The sequence below is a fragment of the Sphingomonas adhaesiva genome (assembly GCF_036946305.1).
In the GTDB taxonomy this organism is placed as follows: Bacteria; Pseudomonadota; Alphaproteobacteria; order Sphingomonadales; family Sphingomonadaceae; genus Sphingomonas; species Sphingomonas adhaesiva_B.
Genome location: NZ_JAQIJJ010000004.1, coordinates 420,177 through 439,675, shown reverse-complemented (window position 1 = coordinate 439,675; position 19,499 = coordinate 420,177). Strand labels below are relative to the sequence as shown.

23 protein-coding genes are annotated in these 19,499 nt (G+C 69.0%); 19 read left to right on the top strand and 4 right to left on the bottom strand.

Annotation, left to right across the window (positions count from 1 at the left end; translation table 11 throughout):
- From leuD to nadA, 10 genes are all read left to right on the top strand, one after another.
- Positions 1 to 630, top strand: coding sequence for a 3-isopropylmalate dehydratase small subunit (gene leuD, locus PGN14_RS08460; RefSeq protein WP_335299050.1), 630 nt, complete (start codon positions 1 to 3; stop codon positions 628 to 630).
- Entirely contained in the window at positions 593 to 1,594 is a 1,002-nt protein-coding gene (locus tag PGN14_RS08455) for an NADPH:quinone oxidoreductase family protein (protein WP_335299049.1), read from the top strand. Before leuD ends, PGN14_RS08455 begins: the two co-directional genes overlap by 38 nt.
- A 153-nt stretch (positions 1,595 to 1,747) precedes the next feature.
- Positions 1,748 to 2,071 (top strand): DUF1476 domain-containing protein, encoded by a 324-nt coding sequence (locus PGN14_RS08450; protein ID WP_335299048.1) that lies wholly within the window; start codon positions 1,748 to 1,750, stop codon positions 2,069 to 2,071.
- A 5-nt stretch (positions 2,072 to 2,076) separates the two neighbouring features.
- Positions 2,077 to 2,310 (top strand): BolA/IbaG family iron-sulfur metabolism protein, encoded by a 234-nt coding sequence (locus PGN14_RS08445; protein ID WP_335299047.1) that lies wholly within the window; start codon positions 2,077 to 2,079, stop codon positions 2,308 to 2,310.
- A 27-nt stretch (positions 2,311 to 2,337) separates the two neighbouring features.
- Positions 2,338 to 2,667, top strand: a complete 330-nt coding sequence (gene grxD, locus PGN14_RS08440) for a Grx4 family monothiol glutaredoxin (RefSeq protein ID WP_335299046.1) — start codon at positions 2,338 to 2,340, stop codon at positions 2,665 to 2,667.
- A gap of 419 nt (positions 2,668 to 3,086) precedes the next feature.
- Positions 3,087 to 3,455, top strand: a complete 369-nt coding sequence (locus PGN14_RS08435; protein ID WP_335299199.1) for a BlaI/MecI/CopY family transcriptional regulator — start codon at positions 3,087 to 3,089, stop codon at positions 3,453 to 3,455.
- Positions 3,452 to 5,152, top strand: coding sequence for a M56 family metallopeptidase (locus PGN14_RS08430; RefSeq protein ID WP_335299045.1), 1,701 nt, complete (start codon positions 3,452 to 3,454; stop codon positions 5,150 to 5,152). The genes PGN14_RS08435 and PGN14_RS08430 overlap by 4 nt, the downstream gene beginning before the upstream one ends.
- A 126-nt stretch (positions 5,153 to 5,278) precedes the next feature.
- A complete protein-coding gene (locus PGN14_RS08425; protein WP_335299044.1) occupies positions 5,279 to 6,139 on the top strand; it encodes an MBL fold metallo-hydrolase in 861 nt (286 codons plus the stop codon).
- Positions 6,136 to 6,846, top strand: coding sequence for a DUF4230 domain-containing protein (locus PGN14_RS08420; RefSeq protein WP_335299043.1), 711 nt, complete (start codon positions 6,136 to 6,138; stop codon positions 6,844 to 6,846). Before PGN14_RS08425 ends, PGN14_RS08420 begins: the two co-directional genes overlap by 4 nt.
- A gap of 194 nt (positions 6,847 to 7,040) precedes the next feature.
- A complete protein-coding gene (gene nadA / locus PGN14_RS08415; protein ID WP_335299041.1) occupies positions 7,041 to 8,039 on the top strand; it encodes a quinolinate synthase NadA in 999 nt (332 codons plus the stop codon).
- A gap of 99 nt (positions 8,040 to 8,138) precedes the next feature.
- On the opposite strand, the gene ppk2 is transcribed toward nadA, so the two are convergent.
- Positions 8,139 to 8,888, bottom strand: a complete 750-nt coding sequence (gene ppk2, locus PGN14_RS08410) for a polyphosphate kinase 2 (protein ID WP_335299040.1) — start codon at positions 8,886 to 8,888, stop codon at positions 8,139 to 8,141.
- A gap of 53 nt (positions 8,889 to 8,941) precedes the next feature.
- Here ppk2 and PGN14_RS08405 point away from each other — a divergent pair, with 53 nt between their 5' ends.
- The gene (locus PGN14_RS08405) at positions 8,942 to 11,041 is read left to right on the top strand and encodes a prolyl oligopeptidase family serine peptidase (RefSeq protein WP_335299039.1); all 2,100 of its coding nucleotides are present in this window, start codon (positions 8,942 to 8,944) and stop codon (positions 11,039 to 11,041) included.
- A gap of 226 nt (positions 11,042 to 11,267) precedes the next feature.
- On the opposite strand, the gene PGN14_RS08400 is transcribed toward PGN14_RS08405, so the two are convergent.
- A complete protein-coding gene (locus PGN14_RS08400; RefSeq protein WP_335299038.1) occupies positions 11,268 to 12,455 on the bottom strand; it encodes a thiolase family protein in 1,188 nt (395 codons plus the stop codon).
- A gap of 119 nt (positions 12,456 to 12,574) precedes the next feature.
- Here PGN14_RS08400 and PGN14_RS08395 point away from each other — a divergent pair, with 119 nt between their 5' ends.
- The 6 genes from PGN14_RS08395 to PGN14_RS08370 are packed head-to-tail and all read left to right on the top strand — an operon-like array spanning position 12,575 to position 17,127.
- Positions 12,575 to 12,823 (top strand): hypothetical protein, encoded by a 249-nt coding sequence (locus PGN14_RS08395; protein ID WP_335299037.1) that lies wholly within the window; start codon positions 12,575 to 12,577, stop codon positions 12,821 to 12,823.
- The gene (locus PGN14_RS08390; protein ID WP_335299036.1) at positions 12,816 to 13,568 is read left to right on the top strand and encodes a prepilin peptidase; all 753 of its coding nucleotides are present in this window, start codon (positions 12,816 to 12,818) and stop codon (positions 13,566 to 13,568) included. The genes PGN14_RS08395 and PGN14_RS08390 overlap by 8 nt, the downstream gene beginning before the upstream one ends.
- Positions 13,565 to 14,002, top strand: coding sequence for a hypothetical protein (locus tag PGN14_RS08385; RefSeq protein WP_335299035.1), 438 nt, complete (start codon positions 13,565 to 13,567; stop codon positions 14,000 to 14,002). The genes PGN14_RS08390 and PGN14_RS08385 overlap by 4 nt, the downstream gene beginning before the upstream one ends.
- 30 nt (positions 14,003 to 14,032) lie before the next feature.
- The gene (locus tag PGN14_RS08380) at positions 14,033 to 15,445 is read left to right on the top strand and encodes a coniferyl aldehyde dehydrogenase (RefSeq protein WP_335299034.1); all 1,413 of its coding nucleotides are present in this window, start codon (positions 14,033 to 14,035) and stop codon (positions 15,443 to 15,445) included.
- Positions 15,446 to 15,448: 3 nt separating this feature from the next.
- On the top strand, positions 15,449 to 16,021 hold the full coding sequence (locus PGN14_RS08375) for a nucleotidyltransferase family protein (protein ID WP_335299033.1): 573 nt from the start codon (positions 15,449 to 15,451) through the stop codon (positions 16,019 to 16,021).
- Positions 16,018 to 17,127, top strand: a complete 1,110-nt coding sequence (locus PGN14_RS08370; protein WP_335299032.1) for a membrane dipeptidase — start codon at positions 16,018 to 16,020, stop codon at positions 17,125 to 17,127. Before PGN14_RS08375 ends, PGN14_RS08370 begins: the two co-directional genes overlap by 4 nt.
- A 56-nt stretch (positions 17,128 to 17,183) precedes the next feature.
- Here PGN14_RS08370 and PGN14_RS08365 read toward each other — a convergent pair whose 3' ends face one another.
- Positions 17,184 to 17,342, bottom strand: a complete 159-nt coding sequence (locus tag PGN14_RS08365; RefSeq protein WP_335299031.1) for a YdcH family protein — start codon at positions 17,340 to 17,342, stop codon at positions 17,184 to 17,186.
- A gap of 202 nt (positions 17,343 to 17,544) precedes the next feature.
- Here PGN14_RS08365 and PGN14_RS08360 point away from each other — a divergent pair, with 202 nt between their 5' ends.
- Together PGN14_RS08360 and PGN14_RS08355 are read left to right on the top strand one after the other, a co-directional pair.
- On the top strand, positions 17,545 to 17,754 hold the full coding sequence (locus PGN14_RS08360) for a YdcH family protein (RefSeq protein ID WP_443019482.1): 210 nt from the start codon (positions 17,545 to 17,547) through the stop codon (positions 17,752 to 17,754).
- A 95-nt stretch (positions 17,755 to 17,849) separates the two neighbouring features.
- Complete coding sequence (locus tag PGN14_RS08355; RefSeq protein ID WP_335299030.1) at positions 17,850 to 18,311, top strand: DUF1465 family protein; 462 nt, start codon at positions 17,850 to 17,852, stop codon at positions 18,309 to 18,311.
- Between the two features lie 110 nt (positions 18,312 to 18,421).
- Here PGN14_RS08355 and PGN14_RS08350 read toward each other — a convergent pair whose 3' ends face one another.
- Positions 18,422 to 19,396, bottom strand: a complete 975-nt coding sequence (locus PGN14_RS08350) for an NAD(P)H-dependent flavin oxidoreductase (RefSeq protein WP_335299029.1) — start codon at positions 19,394 to 19,396, stop codon at positions 18,422 to 18,424.
- Positions 19,397 to 19,499: the final 103 nt, after the last annotated feature.

The window sequence follows — 19,499 nt, the reverse complement described above, 5'->3', positions numbered from 1 at the left end:
ATGGAGCCGGTTCGCGAGGTATCGGGCACCGCCTATCCCTGGGGTGCCAAGAATATCGATACCGACGTCATCATTCCCGCGCACTGGCTGAAGACGATCAAGCGATCGGGGCTGGGCAAGGGCGCGTTCGAGACGGTGCGCGCGCAGCCGGGCAACATCTTCGACGATCCGCGCTACGCCGGTGCGCCGATCCTGATCGCGGGCGACAATTTCGGCTGCGGCTCCAGCCGCGAACATGCCGCCTGGGCGCTGGCCGACATGGGCGTGAAGGCGGTGATCGCGCCCAGCTTCTCCGACATCTTCTCGGGCAATGCGTTCAAGAACGGCATCGTCCCCGTCGTCCTGCCGCAGGAGCAGGTCGATCGCCTGCTGGAAGCCGCGCAGGACCAGCCCGTCACCGTCGACCTGGAGACGATGACGGTGACCACCCCGTTCCAGGACCGCTTCGCCTTCGAACTCGACCCGTTCCGCCGGCGCTGCCTGATGGAGGGGCTGGACGAAGTCGGCCTGACGCTGGCAAAGGATACCGCGATTTCGAAATTCGAGGAGCGGCTCGATAGCGAGCGGCCCTGGATCAAGGGAGAGAGCGGATATGAAGGGCTTGCTGTCGAGGGCGCCGGGCGGACCTGAAACTCTGGAGATCGGCGACCTGCCCGATCCGGTGGCAGGCGCGGGCGAGGTGCTGGTCGCGGTCAAGGCGTGCGCGATCAACTATCCCGACGTGCTGATGATCGAGGACAAGTACCAGTTCAAGCCGCCGCGCCCGTTCGCGCCGGGCGGCGAATTCTCCGGCGTGGTCGACAGCGTGGGCGAGGGCGTCACCCGCTTCAAGGTCGGCGACCGCGTGATGGGCAACAGCGGCAACGGCGCGCTGGTCGAGAAGCTGGTCGCGAAGGCCGACAACATCTACCCGATCCCCGACGCGCGCTCGTTCGAGGAAGGCGCGTCGATGCTGCTTACCTATGGCACGACGATCCATGCGCTGGTCGATCGCGGGCACATCAAGGAAGGCGACAGCCTGCTGGTGCTGGGCGCCGCGGGCGGCGTCGGCCTGGCCGCGGTCGAGCTGGGCAAGGCGTTCGGTGCGCGCGTGGTCGGTGCGGTGTCGAGCGATGAGAAGGCGCAGGCGGTGCGCGACGCGGGCGCCGACGACGTCATCATCTATGGCCGCGCACCGTTTTCGAAGGACGAGAGCAAGGCGCTGGCCGACCAGTTCAAGGAAAAGGGCGGCAAGGCCGGGTTCCAGCTGGTCTATGACGCGGTCGGCGGCGATTATGCCGAGCCGGCGCTGCGCTCGATCGGGTGGGAAGGGCGCTATCTGGTGGTCGGCTTCCCCGCCGGCATCCCCAAGCTGCCGCTGAACCTGACGCTGCTGAAGAGCTGCGACGTGTGCGGCGTGTTCTGGGGCGCCTATGCCGCGCGCGAGCCGGAGAAGAACCGCGCCAACATCCAGCAGCTGTTCGACCTGTGGCAGGCAGGCAAGATCGCCCCGCGCGTGACCGAGGTGTTCGCGTTCGAGAAGGGCGGCGACGCGATCGCCAAGATGGCGGCACGCGGCGCGATCGGGAAGCTGGTGGTGCGGGTCGCGGAATAGCCTTCCTCGTCACCCCGGCCTTGAGCCGGGGTCCCGCTTCTCGACGACCGAGGGCGAAGAAGCGGGACCCCGGGTCGAGCCCGGGGTGACGGGTTGTTGCTTGGCGGACGGAGTGGCTCTAAGCCCGGGGCCAACAGGACAACGGGAGCCACCATGACCACGTTCGAGGACCGGGAACGCGCCTTCGAAGCCAAGTTCGCGCGCGACGAGGAGGTCGCGTTCCGCATCACCGCGCGCCGTAACCGGCTGACCGCGCAATGGGCGGCGGAGCTGATGGGGCTGACACCGGCGGAAACCGACGCCTATGCCAAGGCGGTGGTGCAGGCGGACTTCGAGGAGGCCGGCGACGAGGATGTGGTGCGCAAGCTGTTCGGCGACCTGACCGCCGCGGGGCTGGACGTGGACGAGGCGCAGGTGCGCCAGGCGCTCGACGAGAAGACCGTCGAGGCGCGCCGCCAACTGATGCAGTCGGAGTAGCGGCGATGCCGATGGCGGGCGACGAGATCGTGGCGCTCATCAAGGCCGGCATCCCGGATGCCGAGGTCGAGATGACCGATCTGGCGGGCGACAACGATCATTGGGCGGCACGCGTCACCGCCGCTTCCTTTGCGGGGATGCCGCGCGTGAAGCAGCATCAGGCGGTCTATGCCGCGCTGGGGGGGCGGATGGGGGGCGTGCTCCACGCCTTGCAGTTGACCACCGCCGTCCCGAAATAACGGCGCATGATTTCCGAGGACAAGACGATGACCGACGATAGCCTGGACGGGGCCCACGCCCGCATCGATGCGGTGGTGAAGAACAACAATGTGGTGCTGTTCATGAAGGGCACGCCGCTGTTCCCGCAATGCGGCTTCTCCAGCCGCGCGGTCGCGATCCTGGAGCGGCTGGGCGCCGAGTTCGAGAGCGTCGACGTGCTACAGGATCAGGGCGTGCGACAGGGGATCAAGGCCTATTCCGACTGGCCGACGATCCCGCAGCTGTACGTCAACGGCGAGTTCGTCGGCGGTTCAGACATCATGATGGAGATGTACGAATCCGGCGAGCTGGCGGAGCTGTTCGCGACCGCGAAGTAATCGCTTTCGCAGGGTTTTTGACGGCGGCGCGTCCGACAGGGCGCGCCGTTTTTGTTGTGTGTCGTCACCCCGGACTTGATCCGGGGTCCCGCTTCTTCAGCGACGTGGGCGGAGAAAGCGGGACCCCGGATCAAGTCCGGGGTGACGGAAAATTTGGGAAAAGCACCGGGTGCGGGCGGGGGTCGCGAGATCGAAGAGCGACACCCCGCCCGGCTGAAGCGTGTCCACGCTCGGTGCCCCCATCATGTAGCAGGGCGCGTGCCAGACGCGGCGAACCGCGCACCGCCGGGGATCGCGATGGTTAACCCCGCCCGGCGCCGCCGACAGGTTGTAAGGAAGACCGACACCCCGTTGAAAACGGCCATTGACTACGGACGTAATCGATACGATTACAGGCGTAGTTGATGGAGGGTCGAGTCGTGGCGGAACGGATCAGCGATGCCGAACATGCGGTGATGGAGGTCCTGTGGGACGACAGCCCGCTGACCGCACAGGACGTGGCGGAGCGCGTCGATCCCGCGCGCGGCTGGAGTGCCGCGACCGTCAAGACGCTGCTCGGGCGGCTGCTCGCCAAGCAGGCGGTGGCGCATGACGTCGACGGGCGACGCTACCTCTATCGTCCCGCGGTCGCGCGCGAGGATTATGTCGCGGGCGAATCGCGGCGGCTGATCGACCGGCTGTTCGGCGGCAAGCTGACCCCGCTGGTCGCGCATCTGGCCGAACGCGACGCACTGACCGATCAGGACATTTCCGAGATCGAGGCGCTGTTGAAGGCGCTGAAACAATGAGCGCGCTGCTGGTGGAGGCGATCCTTGCCTCGGCATTGCTGATGGCGGCGGTGCTGGTGGTGCGGGTGCCGGTGCGGCGCGCGTTCGGGGCGCAGGTCGCCTATGCCTTATGGGCGATCCCGGTGGCGCGGATGGCGCTGCCCCCGCTGCCCGCCGGATGGCGCGGCGAGGCGCTGCCGGTGCTGCCCGTGCCGGAGCCGCTGACGATCTCGCTGGGGGTGCCGGTGGTGACGCTGCCCCCGGTCGCGGAGGCGGGGGCGCCGATCGGCTGGGCGGAGGCGGCGCTGCTGCTGTGGGGCGCGGGCGCGTTCGCGCTGCTGGCGTGGCAGATCGTGGGCTATTGGCGGTTCCGCTGGCGCGTGCTGCACCATGGCGTGGCGGTGGACCGCGTGAAGTCGGTCACGATCGTGCAGAGCGCGGCGGCGAGCGGGCCGCTGGCGTTCGGGGTGCTGGATCGCGTCGTCGCCTTTCCGCGCGATTTCGCGGCGCGCTTCGATGCGGACGAGCGCGCGCTGACGCTGGAACACGAACTGGGGCATCATGCGCGCGGCGACCTGATCGCCAATTGGGTCGCGCTGGCGATGCTGGCGCTGCACTGGTTCAACCCGCTCGCCTGGATCGCCTTTCGCGCGTTCCGTGCCGATCAGGAACTGGCCAATGACGCGCACGTACTGGCGCGCTGCGGGGCGGAGGCGCGCCATGCCTATGGCTGCGCGATCGTGAAGGCGGCGCATGGCCGCGCGGTGTCGCCGGCATGCCACCTGAACACCGTCGAGGATCTGAAGGGGAGATTGAGGATGCTGGGCAACAAGGGGGCGTCGCGTCGTCGCGTGGCGGCCGGAGGCGGCGCGATCGCGGTGCTGGCGCTGACCGCGCTGGGGGCGACCGCGTCGGGCACGCAGGCCGCGGAGCGGGTGCGCACCACCGTGGAGGAGACGACGGGGGTCGATATCGCCGCACTGAAGCCGGTCGCGGCGCTGCGCACGATCGCGGCGCCGGCGGTGCCCGCCGCGCCTGCGCTGCCGCAGCCGCCCCAGGCGCCGGCCGCGCCGCCGGTCGCGTCCGGGGGCAAGCACCACCGGATCACGGTGGTGAAGGACGGTATGACGCACACCTATGAAGGCGCGGCGGCGGAGCGCTATCTCGCCGCGCATCCGCTGCCGGTGCCGCCCGCCCCGCCGCTGCCGCCGGAGGGTGCCGCACCGCCGGCGCCGCCCGCCCCGCCGGCACCGCCGGCATGGGACAGCGCGGCGTTCGCCCGCGACATGGAACGCCACGCCCGCGAGATCGAGCGCCAGACGCGCGATGTGGAGCGCCAGACGCGCGACGTGGAGCGTGAGGCTCGCGACGCCGAGCGTCAGGCCCGCGAGGTGCGGACGATGGTCGCGCGGACGCCGACGGTGGTGCAGCGCCCCTGCGGCGACGGCGAGGGCCGCAGCCTGCGCCAGACCGTCATCAACACCCAGCAGGGCGAGCGCCGCGTCACGATCGTGTGCACCAACCGGATCGAGGCGATGGCGAAGGATGCCGCGGCCAGGGCGATGGACGCGCAGCAGGTGTCGTTGGCCTCGCTCCGTCGTGCGCGGGAAAGCGTGCTGGTCAGCCGTGGTTTCACCGATGACCAGCGTCGCCGGGCGCTGAACGGGATCGATCGCTCGATCGACGAGATGAAGGCGCGGTCGTCGCAGGACGACTGAGCCTTCCGCCGGCCGTGCATGACCCCCGGGGCAACCCGGTGCACGGCCGGCGTCAAGACGGGTCCGCCAGGACGGAGGGCAACCTGACCCTTGCGCCCCATGGGGCGCTTCGCCATGTCGGGATGGATGGCAGAGGACATTCCCACCGGCGTGCCAATGACGCTGGAGCCGCTGGTGACGCGGGTGCTCGCGCCCAATGCGTCGCCTTATACCTATACCGGCACCCAGACGCATGTCGTCGGCGAGCGCGACGTGGCGATCATCGATCCCGGCCCGGCCGATGCCGCGCATCACGACACGCTGCTGCGCGTGGTCGCGGGGCGGCCGGTGGTGGCGATCGTCATCACCCATCATCATCGCGACCATTCGCCCGGTGCAATCCGGCTGCGCGCGGAGACGGGCGCGCCGATCGTCGGCGCGGCGCCCTTCGCGCTGATGGACGAAGGGCCGCGCGCCGACGATGCGTTCGATCCGGATTACGCCCCCGATCGCGTCCTGGCGGAGGGCGACAGCCTCGGCGGCGCGGGCTGGACGTTGCAGGCGATCACGACGCCGGGGCATACGAAGAACCATCTCGCCTTTGCATTGCCGGAGACGCGCGCGCTGTTCTCCGGCGATCATGTCATGGGCTGGTCGACCAGCGTCGTCTCGCCGCCCGATGGCGACATGACCGACTACATGGCCAGTCTGGAGAAGCTGATGGGGCGCGAGGATCGCGTCTTCTATCCGGGCCACGGTCTGGAGATCGACCGGCCGGAGCGGCTGGTGCGCGGGATGTTGGGGCATCGCCGCCAACGCGAGGGGCAGATCCTGCGGCTGCTGGCCGAGGCGCCGCGCGCGATCCCGGCGATGGTGAGCAAGATGTACGTCGGGCTGGACCCGCGGCTGTTCGGCGCGGCGGAACGGTCGGTGCTGGCGCATCTGATCGATCTGGAGCGGCGCGAGTTGGTGGCCGCGGCGGGCGACGACTGGCGGGTGATCGCTTGACCGGCGTCGGCCGCACCGCGCTCGCGGTGGCGCTGGCGGTGGTGATCGTGATCGCCGCGCTGATCGGCTATCGCCGCTATACGCAGGACTATACCGTCGCGACCGACGACAATGGGCTGGCGGTCGCGCGCGTCGTCGCGGGTCGGCTGTACGGCAGCAGCGACCTGCGCGTCAGCCGCCTGTCGGGAACGGTGCAGGCGACCGCGGGGAGCAGCCGCTGGTGGGGCTGGCTGAAGGCGTCGCGCGTGGTGAAGGCGCCCTATGAGGTCGATTATTTCGTCGACCTGCGCCCGCTGGATCCCGGCGACTTCCGCTACGATGCGAAGGCGCGCATGCTGCTGGTCGAGGTGCCCGACGTGACGGTGGGCCACCCGAACGTCGACGAGGCGAATGTGACGGTCGACCAGACCTCCGGGCTGTTCGTGGGGCGCGACGCGATGGCGCAGATGCAGAAGCGCGTGTCGCAGACCGCGACGCAGGTGGTCGCCGCCAAGGCGCGCGAGCCGCAGAATATCGCCAAGGCGCGCGAGAATGGTCGCACCGCGCTGGAGCGGCTGTTCGCGGGGACGCTGTCGGCCGCGGGACTGCCGGTGACGGTCAAGGTGCGCTTCGCGGGCGAGCCGCGGCGCGGCGACGACACGCAATGGGACCTGACGCGCTCGTTACAGGAAGTGCTGGGGCAGGACGCGATGGGGAATGCGCGGTAGGACGTATCGACATTCACTTCCGTTCGCCCTGAGGAGCCGTTGAGCTTGTCGAAACGGCGTCTCGAAGGGCATGTGCTTCGAGACGAGGCTTCGACAGGCTCAGCCTCTCCTCAGCACGAACGGCTTCTTGGATGAATATCGATCAGCCCCAAGCGCGGCTTGATCCCGCCGCCGATGCGGGCCATCTGACGGACATGGAACAGCCGACCAGCCTCAAGGGCCTCGACCTGCGTGCCGAGATCGATCGCCTGCGCAAGGAGCGCAACGCGGTGATTCTGGCGCATTATTATCAGAAGCCAGAGATCCAGGACCTGGCCGATTTCGTCGGCGACAGTCTGGACCTCAGCCGCAAGGCGCAGGCGACCGACGCGGACGTGATCGCTTTCTGCGGCGTGCGCTTCATGGCGGAGACGGCGAAGATCCTGTCGCCCGAGAAGACGGTGATCCTGCCCGACATGGATGCCGGCTGCTCACTGGAGGACAGCTGCCCGCCGGAGCAGTTCGCGGCGTTCCGCGCGCAGCATCCCGATGCGATCGCGCTGACCTACATCAACTGCTCCGCCGCGGTGAAGGGGCTGTCGGACGTCATCGTCACCTCCTCCTCCGCGGAGAAGATCCTGAGCCAGATCCCGGCCGACCAGAAGATCATCTTCGGTCCCGACCGCAATCTGGGCGGCTATCTGGCGCGCAAGACCGGGCGCGACCTGATCCTGTGGCCCGGCGTGTGCATCGTCCACGAGGCGTTCAGCGAGACCGAACTGCTGAAGCTGAAGGCGCAGCATCCCGGCGCGCCGGTGGCGGCGCATCCGGAATGCCCGGCGGTGATCCTGGATCATGCCGATTACGTCGGATCGACGCGCGGCATCCTGGAATTCGCGATGGCGATGCCGGGTGACACGCTGATCGTCGCGACCGAGCCGCACATCATCCACCAGATGGAAAAGGCGCTGCCGGGCAAGACGTTCATCGGCGCGCCGGGCGCGGATGGGAACTGCAACTGCAACATCTGCCCGTATATGGCGCTCAACACGATGGAGAAATTGTACGTCGCGCTGCGCGACCTGACGCCGCGGATCGAGATCGAGGAAGACCTCCGCCTGCGCGCGAAGAAGAGCCTCGACGCGATGCTGGCGATGGCCGGCGGCAGTGTGGGGCAGGGCGATCTCGGGCCGGCAAAGGTGACGGGAGACTGACAGGCCTTTTCCACCCGGCTTCGCCGACGGGCTTCCCGCCCTCTCTCGCGGGGAGAGAGAGGGAGGTGCGAAGCGCCGGAAGGTGAGGATGACCGCGGCCTATTTCGCCAGCCGGTCCGCCGTCGTCGGATCATAGCCGAACAGCACGTCCGGGTCGGGCGCGGGGATGTCGGCGGCGATCTTTTCCGGGGCGAGCGCGTGGAGCAGGTGGCGGATGACGGCGCGGCGGGCGCGCTTCTTGTGGTCGGCCAAGACGCAGGTCCAGGGCGCCACGGGGGTGGAGGTGCGCGCCAGCATCGTGTCGCGCGCGGCGGAATAGCCCTTCCATTTGTCCTGCGCGACGAGGTCTAGGTCGGATACCTTGAGCGCCTTCAGCGGATCGGTGCGGCGCTTTTCCAGTCGTTTGGCCTGTTCGTCGCGGTCGATATCGAGCCATAGCTTGACCAGCCGGATGCCGCTTTCGATCAGCATGCGCTCGAAATCGGGCACGTCGCGCAGGAATTGCGCCTGTTCCGTTGCGGTGGAGAAGCCGTTGACCACCTCCACCCCGGCGCGATTGTACCAGCTGCGGTTGAAGATCACGAGTTCGCCCGCCGCGGGCAGATGCGCGACGTAGCGTTGCAGATACCATTGCGTGCGCTCGCGATCGTTGGGCTTGGGCAGCGCCACGACGCGGGTGTTGCGCACCGACAGATGCTTCGTGATCGCCTTGATCGTGCCATCCTTGCCGGCGGCGTCGCGCCCCTCCAGCACCACGATGGCGCGCTCGCCGCTCTTCGCCATCGCCGCCTGCATCCGCACCAGCCCCAGCTGGAGCGTGTCGTCGTCGTCGTCGCTGTCATGGGCCATGCACGTCTCCGTCCGGGTTGCCGCCCCCGATCGCGGGGGCTAGTCGCTGCGGGATGAAAGCCTTCATATCGCTCGCGTTCCTTCCCGTCATACTGGCCGCTGCCCCGGCGGCCGATCCGTACCTCTGGCTGGAGGCGGTGGAGGGGCAGCGCGCGCTGCAACAGGTGGGCGCGTGGAATGCGGAAACCGAGGCGGCGCTGACCCGGACGCCCCGGTTCGAGCAGGATCGCGCGCGGGCAAAGGCGATCCTGGACGATGCGGCGCAGATCGCGCAACCCGACGACGTGCTGGGCGACCGCGTGCTGAACCTGTGGCGCGACGCGGCGCATCCGCGCGGGCTGTGGCGTGTCGCCGCGCTCGACGGCTATGCCGCGGGCAAGCCGCAGTGGCGCACGCTGATCGACGTCGACGCGCTGGGCAAGGCGGAGGGCAAGAGCTGGGTATGGCACGGCGCCAGCTGCCTGGAGCCGGACTATGCGCGCTGTCTGGTGCGGCTGAGCCCGGGGGGCACCGATGCGCAGGTGGTCCGCGAGTTCGACCTGGCGAGCGGACGGTTCGTCGAGGACGGGTTCGTGCTGCCCGCGGCGAAGGGCGACGCGACCTGGGTGACGCGCGACACGCTGCTGGTCGCGACCGACTGGGGTCGGGGATCGCTGACCACGTCGGGCTACCCGCGGATCGCGAAGCTGTGGACGCGCGGCACCCCGCTGTCGGCGGCGCGGACGGTGCATGAATCGCCGGCGTCGGCGGTGGAGGTGGACGTCGCCGGGTTCGTCGATGCCGAGCGGCGCTGGCCGATGGTGACAGTGGGGCGGTCGTTCTTCGATCGCGACCGGTCGCTGGTGATGCCCGACGGGCGGCTGGTGCCGCTGGGCTTGCCGCAGGGAGCCGATGTGCAGGCGGTGATCGGCGGCCGCGCCGTCGCGCGGCTGAACCGCGCGGTCGGCGATTTCCCGGTCGGCTCGCTGGTGGCGTGGTCGTTGCGCGACATCGCCGCGGGCCGCAAACCCGCGGGCGAACTGGTGATGGCGCCGGGCGCGACGCAGGCGATCGAGGAAGTGGCCGCCAGCGACGACGCGCTGTGGGTCAAGGTGCTGGACGACGTGTCGGGCAGGCTGCTGGCGCTGCGTCGGGGCGCGGACGGGCGCTGGGCGTCGACGCCGGTCGCGCTTCCGGCGAACAGCACGGTGCATCTGGACAAGGCGGCGGGGGCGCGCAACGCGGCGTTCGTGACGGTGGAGGGGATGCTGACGCCGCCGACATTGTACTGGATCGACACGAAGCAGCCGCCGCGCGCGGTGCAATCGCTGCCGGCACGGTTCGATGCGGCAACGTTCGACGTGGTGCAGCGGTTCGCGACCTCGAAGGACGGCACGCGCATCCCCTATTTCCTGGTCACCCGGAAGGGGGTGACGGGCGCGCGGCCGGCGCTGATCCATGCCTATGGCGGCTTTCGCAACGCGCAGACGCCGACCTATCTGACCGATCAGCCGTATCGCGCCGGGCCGCTGGGGTTGTTCTGGGTCGAGGAAGGCGGCGCCTATGTGCTCGCCAACCTGCGGGGCGGGGGCGAATATGGCCCGCGCTGGCACCAGGCGGGGCTGCGCGAAAAGCGGCAGAACGTGTTCGACGATCTGCACGCGGTCGCCGAGGATCTGGTGCGCACCGGCGTGTCGGAAAAGAAGCGGATCGCCATCTCCGGCCGGTCCAACGGCGGGCTGCTGGTGGGCGTGGCGATGCAGCAGCGCCCCGATTTGTACGGCGCGGTGATCGCGGGATCGCCGCTGGAGGACATGAAGCGCTATTCGCACCTGTCCGCCGGCGCGTCGTGGATCGACGAATATGGCGATCCAGACAAGCCCGCGGACTGGGCGTTCATCAGCCGCTATTCGCCGTATCAGAACGTGAAGCCGGGCGTCGCCTATCCGCCGGTGTTCTTCTATCTGTCGACGAAGGACGATCGCGTGCATCCGGGGCATGCGCGCAAGCTGGCGGCGCTGCTGAAGGCGAACGGCAATCGCGTTTATTATCGCGAATATCTGGAGGGCGGCCATTCGGTCGGCGCCGACCATGCCGAGGACGCGCGCCGTGCGGCGATCCTGAACGCGTTCCTGCGCAAGGAATTGATGGGCCTCCCGTCAGCCCGCCCCTGAGCCGGGCCTTTGCAAAAGTGGCTTCGTCCACCTCAAAGAGGTCCGTCACCCCGGACTTGTTCCGGGGTCCACTCTTCGGCGAACACAACGGCTTGTGAGTACGCGGCACAGTAGATGCCGGAACAAGTCCGGCATAAAGGTCTCGCCCTGAGCCGGGATCCCGCTTTACGCGATCGTCGAGGAAGAAGCGGGACCCCGGGTCAAGCCCGGGGTGACGATATGGCGATCAGTCGACCAGTTCGACCGCCAGCGCGGTGGCCTCGCCGCCGCCGATGCACAGCGAGGCGATGCCGCGCTTCTTGCCGTGGTGCTTGAGCGCGCCGATCAGCGTGGTGACGATGCGCGCGCCCGATGCGCCGATCGGGTGGCCCAGCGCGGTGGCGCCGCCGTGGACGTTGATCTTGTCGTGCGGAATGCCGAGGTCCTGCATCGCGAACATCGCGACGCAGGCGAACGCCTCGTTGATCTCGAACAGGTCGACGTCGTCGATCGTCCAGCCGGCCTTCTTCAGCAGCGACTGGATCGCGCCCACCGGCGCGGTGGTGAAGGCGGACGGCTCCTGCGCGTGCGCGGCATGCGCGACGATGCGCGCGACCGGCTTCTGCCCCTTGGCGGTGGCGACGCTCTCGCGCGTCAGCACCAAGGCGGCGGCGCCGTCGCTGATCGAGCTGCTGGTCGCCGCGGTGATCGTGCCGTCCTTGGCGAAGGCAGGCTTCAGCGTCGGGATCTTGTCGGGCATGCCCTTGCCGGGCGCCTCGTCGGTGTCGACCGTCACGTCGCCCTTGCGCGTCTTGACGGTGACGGGGACGATCTCGTCCGCGAAGGCGCCGGTCTTGATCGCGTCCTGCGCGCGGCGCAGCGACTCGATCGAATAATCGTCCTGCGCCTGACGGGTCAGCTGATAGTCGTTCGCCGTGTCCTGCGCGAAGGTGCCCATCGCGCGGCCCGCCTCGTATGCGTCCTCCAGCCCGTCGAGGAACATATGGTCATAGGCGGTGTCATGGCCGATGCGCGCGCCGGAGCGATGCTTCTTGAGCAGATAGGGCGCGTTGGTCATGCTCTCCATCCCGCCCGCGACGATCAGGTCGGCGGACCCGGCGGCGATCGCCTCTGCGCCCATGATGACCGTCTGCATGCCCGAGCCGCAGACCTTGTTGACGGTGGTCGCCTGCACCGACTTGGGCAGGCCCGCCTTGATCGCCGCCTGGCGCGCGGGCGCCTGGCCCAGGCCGGCGGGGAGCACGCAGCCCATGTAAATCCGCTCGACATCGCCGCCATCGACCCCGGCCCGCTCGACCGCCGCCTTCACCGCGGTGGCGCCCAGATCGGTCGCGGACACGTCGGCCAGCGATCCCTGCATCGCGCCCATCGGCGTGCGGGCATAGGACAGGATGACGACGGGATCGGTGGCCATGACGGAAGGTTCCTCTCGACACTCTTGCGATGTTGCGGTGCACATAAACCCTGGCGAACCGTAATACAACGTGACGCGCGTCAACGCGGGCGTGCCGCGATGCCGCTACGACGGCACCTATGCAGACGCTGATCGAGACGCTGAAATGGTATGCCGCCTTGAGCGGGATCGCCGCCGCCTTCATGGTATCGCTGGATTCGGGGCGCCGGGTCACCGGCTGGGGCATGGCGATCTTCGTCACGTCCTCGATCGCGTGGATCACGGGCGCTGTGCTGTCGCAGGACGAGCCACTGGGGGTGCAGAACGCCGTGTTGCTGGGGATCAATTCGTTCGGCGTCTATCGCTACCTGATCCGGCGTCGTGACTGACGCCGCGCCGGCGGCGGTCGTGCTGGCGGTGCTGGGCGCGATCGCGGGCAGCTTTCTGGCGACGATCGCGGTACGCTGGCCACAGGAACGCTCGGTGCTCCGCGGGCGGTCGGCATGCGACGGGTGCGGGCGGACGCTGCGCGCGCGCGACCTGGTGCCGCTGGTCAGCTGGGGCGCGGCGCGGGGGCGATGCCGCGCGTGCGGGGCGCGGATCGACCTGCGGCATCCGGCGATGGAGGCGGGCTGCGCGGCGATCGGCGCGGCGAGTGCGCTGGCCGCGCCCGATATCGTCGGTGTGGCGGGCGCGGTGTTCGGCTGGCTGCTGCTGACGCTGGCGGTGATGGACGCGCGCGATTTCTGGCTGCCCGACGAACTGACGGCGGCGCTGGCGCTGGCCGGGGCGGCGGCGGCGATGGTCGCGCCGCCCGACGTGGCGGCACGCGCGATCGGCGGCGTCGGTGGCTTCGCGCTGCTGTGGCTGGTGGCCGCGGGCTATCGCGCATGGCGCGGGGTGGACGGGATGGGCGGTGGCGATCCCAAGCTGTTCGGCGCGATCGGTCTGTGGCTGGGATGGCGGATGCTGCCCGCGGCGCTGCTGGTCGCGGGGATGGTCGGGCTGGGCTGGATCGCGTGGCGGCGGGTGCGCGGCCAGGCGGTGGCGCGCGACGAGGCGCTGCCGCTCGGCACGCTGATGGCGATCGCGGCTTACCCGGCGTGGCTGGTCATGATATTGCAGGTGGCATGACGATCGCGCTCCTCCTGGCCTTGCTCCAGGCTGTCGTGACTCCCGCCTCCATCGACGGGTTGCCGCTGGGGGCGCTGCCGCAGCAGGCGCTGCCGACTAAGGGGTGCGCGGCCTATCTGTTCACCACCGGCGAAACGCGCGTGCTGGCCGCGATGGTGACCGCCGATCCCGGCAGCCTGCGCATCGCGCTGGACGGTACGATCGCCGATTATCCCCGCGTCGACGGCGCAAGCGGGCGCGCCGCGACGCTGGGCTTCACGCCCGACGCGCGCTTTGCGGCCGGCGACGTCAGCGCGACGCTGGACATGCGCGTGGAGCAGCGCGCCACGCTGGGCCAGGGGGCGGCGGTGCCGACCGCGACGCTGCGCATCGATCGCACCGGGCGCGACACGATCGTGGTGCCGATGGCGGGGCTGGTGGGCTGTACGAACTGACGGACAAGAGGGCATCAACAGGAGAGGGCGATGAAGCAGATACTGGAGGCACAGCGCACCGCATTCATGGCGGCGCTGCCCGAGCCGCTGTCCGTCCGCAAGGACCGCCTGCGCCGCGCCGCGGCGATGATCGCCGATCATGCCGACCGCTTCTGCGACGCGCTGAGCGAGGATTTCGGACATCGCAGCCGCGACCAGTCGATGCTGACCGACATCGGCGGGTCGATCGCGCCGATCACGCATGCGATGAAGCATGTCGACCGCTGGGCCAGGACCGAAAGGCGCAAGGTGCAGTTCCCGCTGGGGCTGCTGGGGGCGAAGGCGGCGGTCGAATATCAGCCCAAAGGCGTGGTGGGGGTGATCGCGCCGTGGAATTTCCCGGTGAACCTCGTCATGTCGCCGCTGGCGGGCATCTTCGCCGCGGGCAATCGCGCCATGGTGAAGACCAGCGAGTTCACACCCGCGACCTCCGCAGTGTTCGAGGAGGTGGCGGCACGCTATTTCTCGCCCGACGAACTGGCGTTCGTCACTGGCGGGCCGGAGGTGGGCAAGGCGTTTGCGGGGCTGCCGTTCGATCACCTGATCTTCACCGGCGCGACGGGGATCGCGAAGCACATCCTGCATGCCGCCGCCGACCATCTGGTGCCCGTCACGCTGGAGCTGGGCGGCAAGTCGCCGGTGATCGTCGGCACGGGCGCCGATATCGCACGCACCACCGAGCGCGTGGCGCTGGGCAAGATGCTCAACGCCGGGCAGATCTGCCTCGCGCCCGATTACATGCTGGTGCCCGCCGAGCAGGAGGGCGCGGTGGTCGAGGGGCTGAAGACCGCGGCGACGGCGATGTACCCGACCCTGCTGTCCAATCCGGACTATACCGCGATCATCAACGACCGGCACCATCAGCGGCTGACCGACTGGATCGAGGATGCGCGCGCCAAGGGCGCGACGATCGAGACGGTGAATCCCGCGGGGGAGGATTTCGCCGCGTCGAACAGCCGCAAGATGCCGTTGCATATCGTGCGCGACGTGACCGACGACATGACGCTGATGCAGGAGGAGATCTTTGGCCCGGTCCTGCCGATCCGCCGTTACACCGGCGGGGTGGATGCCGCGATCGAGACGGTGAATGCGCGCGACCGGCCGCTCGCGGTCTATTATTTCGGGCAGGATGCGGGCGAGCAGCGCCGCGTGCTTGACCGCACCATCTCCGGCGGGGCGACGATCAACGATGTGATCTTCCACGTGTCGATGGAGGATTTGCCGTTCGGCGGCGTGGGGCCGTCGGGGATGGGGGCATATCACGGCGTCGACGGATTCAAGACCTTCAGCCACGCCAAGGCGGTGTACCGCCAGCCGAAGATCGACGTGGCGAAGCTGGCGGGGCTGAAGCCGCCCTATGGCGCCGCCACGCGCCGCGCGGTGGCCGGGCAGATGAAGCGATAGGCGATGCGTCATCTCGCGGCGCTCACCGCGCTGTTGGCGGCGGACGACGCGCGCATGGCGGCGCTGTCGGCGGTGCGCGCGCTGGCGCTGCGCGATGGCTGGATCGGCGCAGGGTTCGTGCGCGATGCGATATGGGACCGGCTGCACGGGCGCCCGCCGATGCTACCCGGGGGCGATGTCGACGTGCTGTGGCACGACCCGTCGCGCGCCGATGCGGTGGTGGACCGCGCGTGGGAGCGGGCGCTGCGCGGGCGGCTGCCGGGATACGACTGGTCGGTCAAGAACCAGGCACGGATGCACGCGCGCAACGGTGATGCGCCCTATGCCGACGTCGCGGCGGCGATGCGCGCCTGGCCGGAGACGGCGACCGCGGTCGCGGTGCGTCTGGAGGCGGATGGCGCGATCGGCGTAAACGCGCCGCTGGGGCTCGACGATCTGTTCGCGCCGGTACTGCGCCCGACCCCGCACTTCGCGGCGGAAAAGCGCGCGATCTTCGATGAGAGGGTAGCGACGAAGCGCTGGCTGGTGCGCTATCCTCTGCTGCGGATCGAAGCATCGGGGAGCATCGAATCATGACCAATACCAGCAGGCGTGCCTTCCTCGCCGGCGCTGGGGCGGCGCTCGCCTCGGCGGCGGTGGGAGCGCCACGGGCCGGGACGCCACGCCCGCCGCTGTGGATCGACGGGCTCAGCTTCCTTCCCGACAATCTGGACGACGTGCGGGCGGCGGGGCTGTCGGCGATGATCGCCGACGTATCCCGTGTCGAAACCGTCAAGGCGGCCGACGGGACGCCGCGCTACGTGCGAACCTATGCGTCCAGCATGACCGCGATCGATGAGGCGGTCGCCCGGCTACGATCGCCGGGTCCGGCGTGGGTGGCGCTGCGCGGGAGCGATATCGGCACGCGGCCGGGATGCGCGACCTTCCTGCAATTCCAGTCGACCGAGATGATCGAGACTGATCTGTCGCGGCTGTCGGCCTTCCACGCCAAAGGGCTGCGCGTGCTGCAGTTCACGCATCACAACGACACGCCGTTCGCGGGCGGTGCGATCGAGCCGCGGCAGACGGGACTGACGCCGCTGGGCATCGAGGGGCTGTCGGAGATGAACCGGCTGCGCTTGCTGCCCGACGTCTCGCACGGATCGGTGCCGACGATGCTGGAGGCCGCAAGGCGCAGCACGACGCCGATCATCCTGTCGCATGGGTCCGCGCGCGCGATCGTCGACCATCCTCGTGCGGCGCCCGACAGCGTGATCCGCGCCATCGCCGAGCGGGGCGGGATGATGGGGGTGTTCATGATGAGCTTCTGGCTGACGCGCGATTCCGTGCCGACGCCGGCGCATTATGTCGCGCAACTGCGGCACGTCATCAAGGTCGGCGGGATCGACGCGGTCGGCATCGCCAACGACTTCCCGATGGCGGGCGAGGCGAACCTCGTGAAGCTGGGCAACGACAACCGTCGCGGGGTGGAGGGATATCTCGACTGGTGGCGCGCGATGCGCCAGCGTGGGGTGCCCGGTTTCGAATGGACCCCGGAACATGTGGTGATCCCCGAATTCAACCGGATCGACCGTATGGCGCGGATCGCCTCCACGCTGGAAGCCGCGGGGTTCAAGCCGTCCGAGATCGACCGCATCATGGGCGGCAACTGGCGCCGCGTGCTCACCGACGTGCTGGGATAATCGAAAAAGCCCGGCGGAGGGTTCCGCCGGGCCGCTTCGCCATCAGGCGTGAGCGCCTAGTGGCAGGAAGCGATCTCCTCCTTCAGCCTCAGTTTCTGCTTCTTCAGGTCCGCGAGCACCACATTGTCCGGCATGGGACGCTGCGACTCGGCGGCGATGCGCTGGTCGAGGGTCGCATGCTTGGCCTCAAGAGCCGAGATGTGCGCGGTCTGCATGGCAGTTACCTCCTTCGTGGTTGAACCAAGGGTCGAACAGTGAACCACGAAACGCCCGATAAGTCGCGCGGCTTTTCGTCGCTTTCGACCGGTCGCGGCAGAGGTGCGACGACATGCGAAAAGGGGATGACGGGCGAAAAGAGGATGACAGCCGTCGCCCCGGCTGCGCTAAGGGGAAATTCGGGCGCTGGTGGGGGACGCGATGGACGATACGCTGGACGAGGCCGAGGCGATGGCACGGCTCAACCTGTTGCGCGTCGAGCATCGCGATCTGGATGCCGCGATCGTCGCGCTGGGGGGCAGTGCGACGCGCGACCAGTTGCAGATGATGCGGCTGAAGAAGCGAAAGCTGCGGCTGCGCGACGAGATTTCCGCGCTGGAAGACCAGTTGATCCCCGATATCATCGCCTGACCGGCGGCATGGGTGGGGCGAAATGAGACGAACGGACCCGCGTTCAGCATATACTTGGCTTGGCCGGCGTGCGGCGTTCGTGGCAGAGCGCGGGCATGGCTGAGTTCCTGACCGACCCGCGGATGCACCGCCGGCTGATCGATTCCTTCTACATGGAGGCGATGTTGCTGGCGGACGAAGCGCGCAGCTATTTCGACGAGGGCGGCCGTGCCGAGCGCGAGGCGCTGTCGCCGATGGATCGCGTCGCGTTCAGTTGCGAATCGCTGAAGGTGACGACGCGGCTGATGCACGTCATCGCCTGGCTGCTGACGCAGCGCGCGGTGATCGCGGGCGAGCTGACGCTGGGGCAGGCGTTGCAGGAGCAGCGGCGGCTGGGCAGCGCCCCGGTCAGCGAGACGGCGGTGCTGGACACGTTGCCCGGGCAGGCGCGCGGCATGATCCTGGCGAGCATCGACCTCCACCGCCGCGTCGCGCGGCTGGATGAGGCGCAGGAGATGCAGGCACCGATGGTCAGCCCGGCGCGGACGATGCTGGACCGGCTGGCGACGTCGTTCTGATCGTGTGCGTCACCCCGGGCTTGACCCGGGGTCCATCGTGCGGTGAACGCAATGGCGTCAGCGTTCGTGGAACCATGGATGCCGGGTCAAGCCCGGCATGACGGTAGAGGTCAGGCCACCAGCCGCAGCCGGTCCTTCGCCGCCTGATACTCGCGTTCCATGCGGTCGATGCGCGCGGCGACGGGTTCGACCTGATCGACCACGCCGATGCCCTGGCCCGATCCCCAGATGTCGCGCCACGCCTTGGCCTTGACCGTGCCGTCGTTGCCGCCGCTGCCGAAGTCCATCGTCTTGTAATCGCCCTTGGGCAGATTGTCGGGGTCGAGCCCCGCGGCGACGATCGAGCCGCGCAGGTAATTGCCGTGGACGCCGGTGAAGAGGTCCGAATAGACGATGTCGGCGGCGCGGCTGTCGACGATGCCCTGCTTGTAGCGCGGATCGGCGTTGGCCTCCTCCGTCGCGATGAAGGCGGAGCCGATATAGGCGAAGTCGGCGCCCATCGCCTGCGCCGACAGCACCGCCGCGCCGCTGGCGATCGAGCCGGACAGCGCGAGCGGGCCGTCGAACCACTGGCGGATTTCCTGGATCAGCGCGAAGGGCGAGGTGCGCCCGGCATGGCCGCCCGCGCCCGCGGCGACCGCGATGAGGCCGTCCGCGCCCTTTTCCACCGCCTTGCGCGCGAAGCGATCGTCGATGATGTCGTGCAGCGTGATGCCGCCCCAGCCGTGCACCGCCTGGTTCAGTTCCTCGCGCGCGCCGAGCGAGGTGATCGTGATCGGCACCTGCCACTTCTCGCAGGTGGCGAGATCCTGCTCCAGCCGGTCGTTCGACTTGTGGACGATCTGGTTGACCGCGAAGGGGGCGGCGGGGCGGTCGGGATGCTGGCGGTTGTGCGCCGCCAGTTCCTCGGTGATGCGGTGCAGCCACTCGTCGAGCAGCGTCTGCGGCCGCGCGTTGAGCGCGGGGAAGGAGCCGACGATCCCGGCCTTGCATTGCGCGATCACCAGTTCCGGGCCGGAGATGATGAACAGCGGTGACCCGATGACGGGGAGGCGCAGGCGGGAGAGGACGGGCGGAATCGACATAACGCGGGTTATGTCGATTGGGGTTGAACGAGGCAAGAGGTGCAAGCGCCTCCCTCTCCCCTGCGGGGAGAGGGTCGGAGTGAGGGGGCGGGGTCTCACCGAG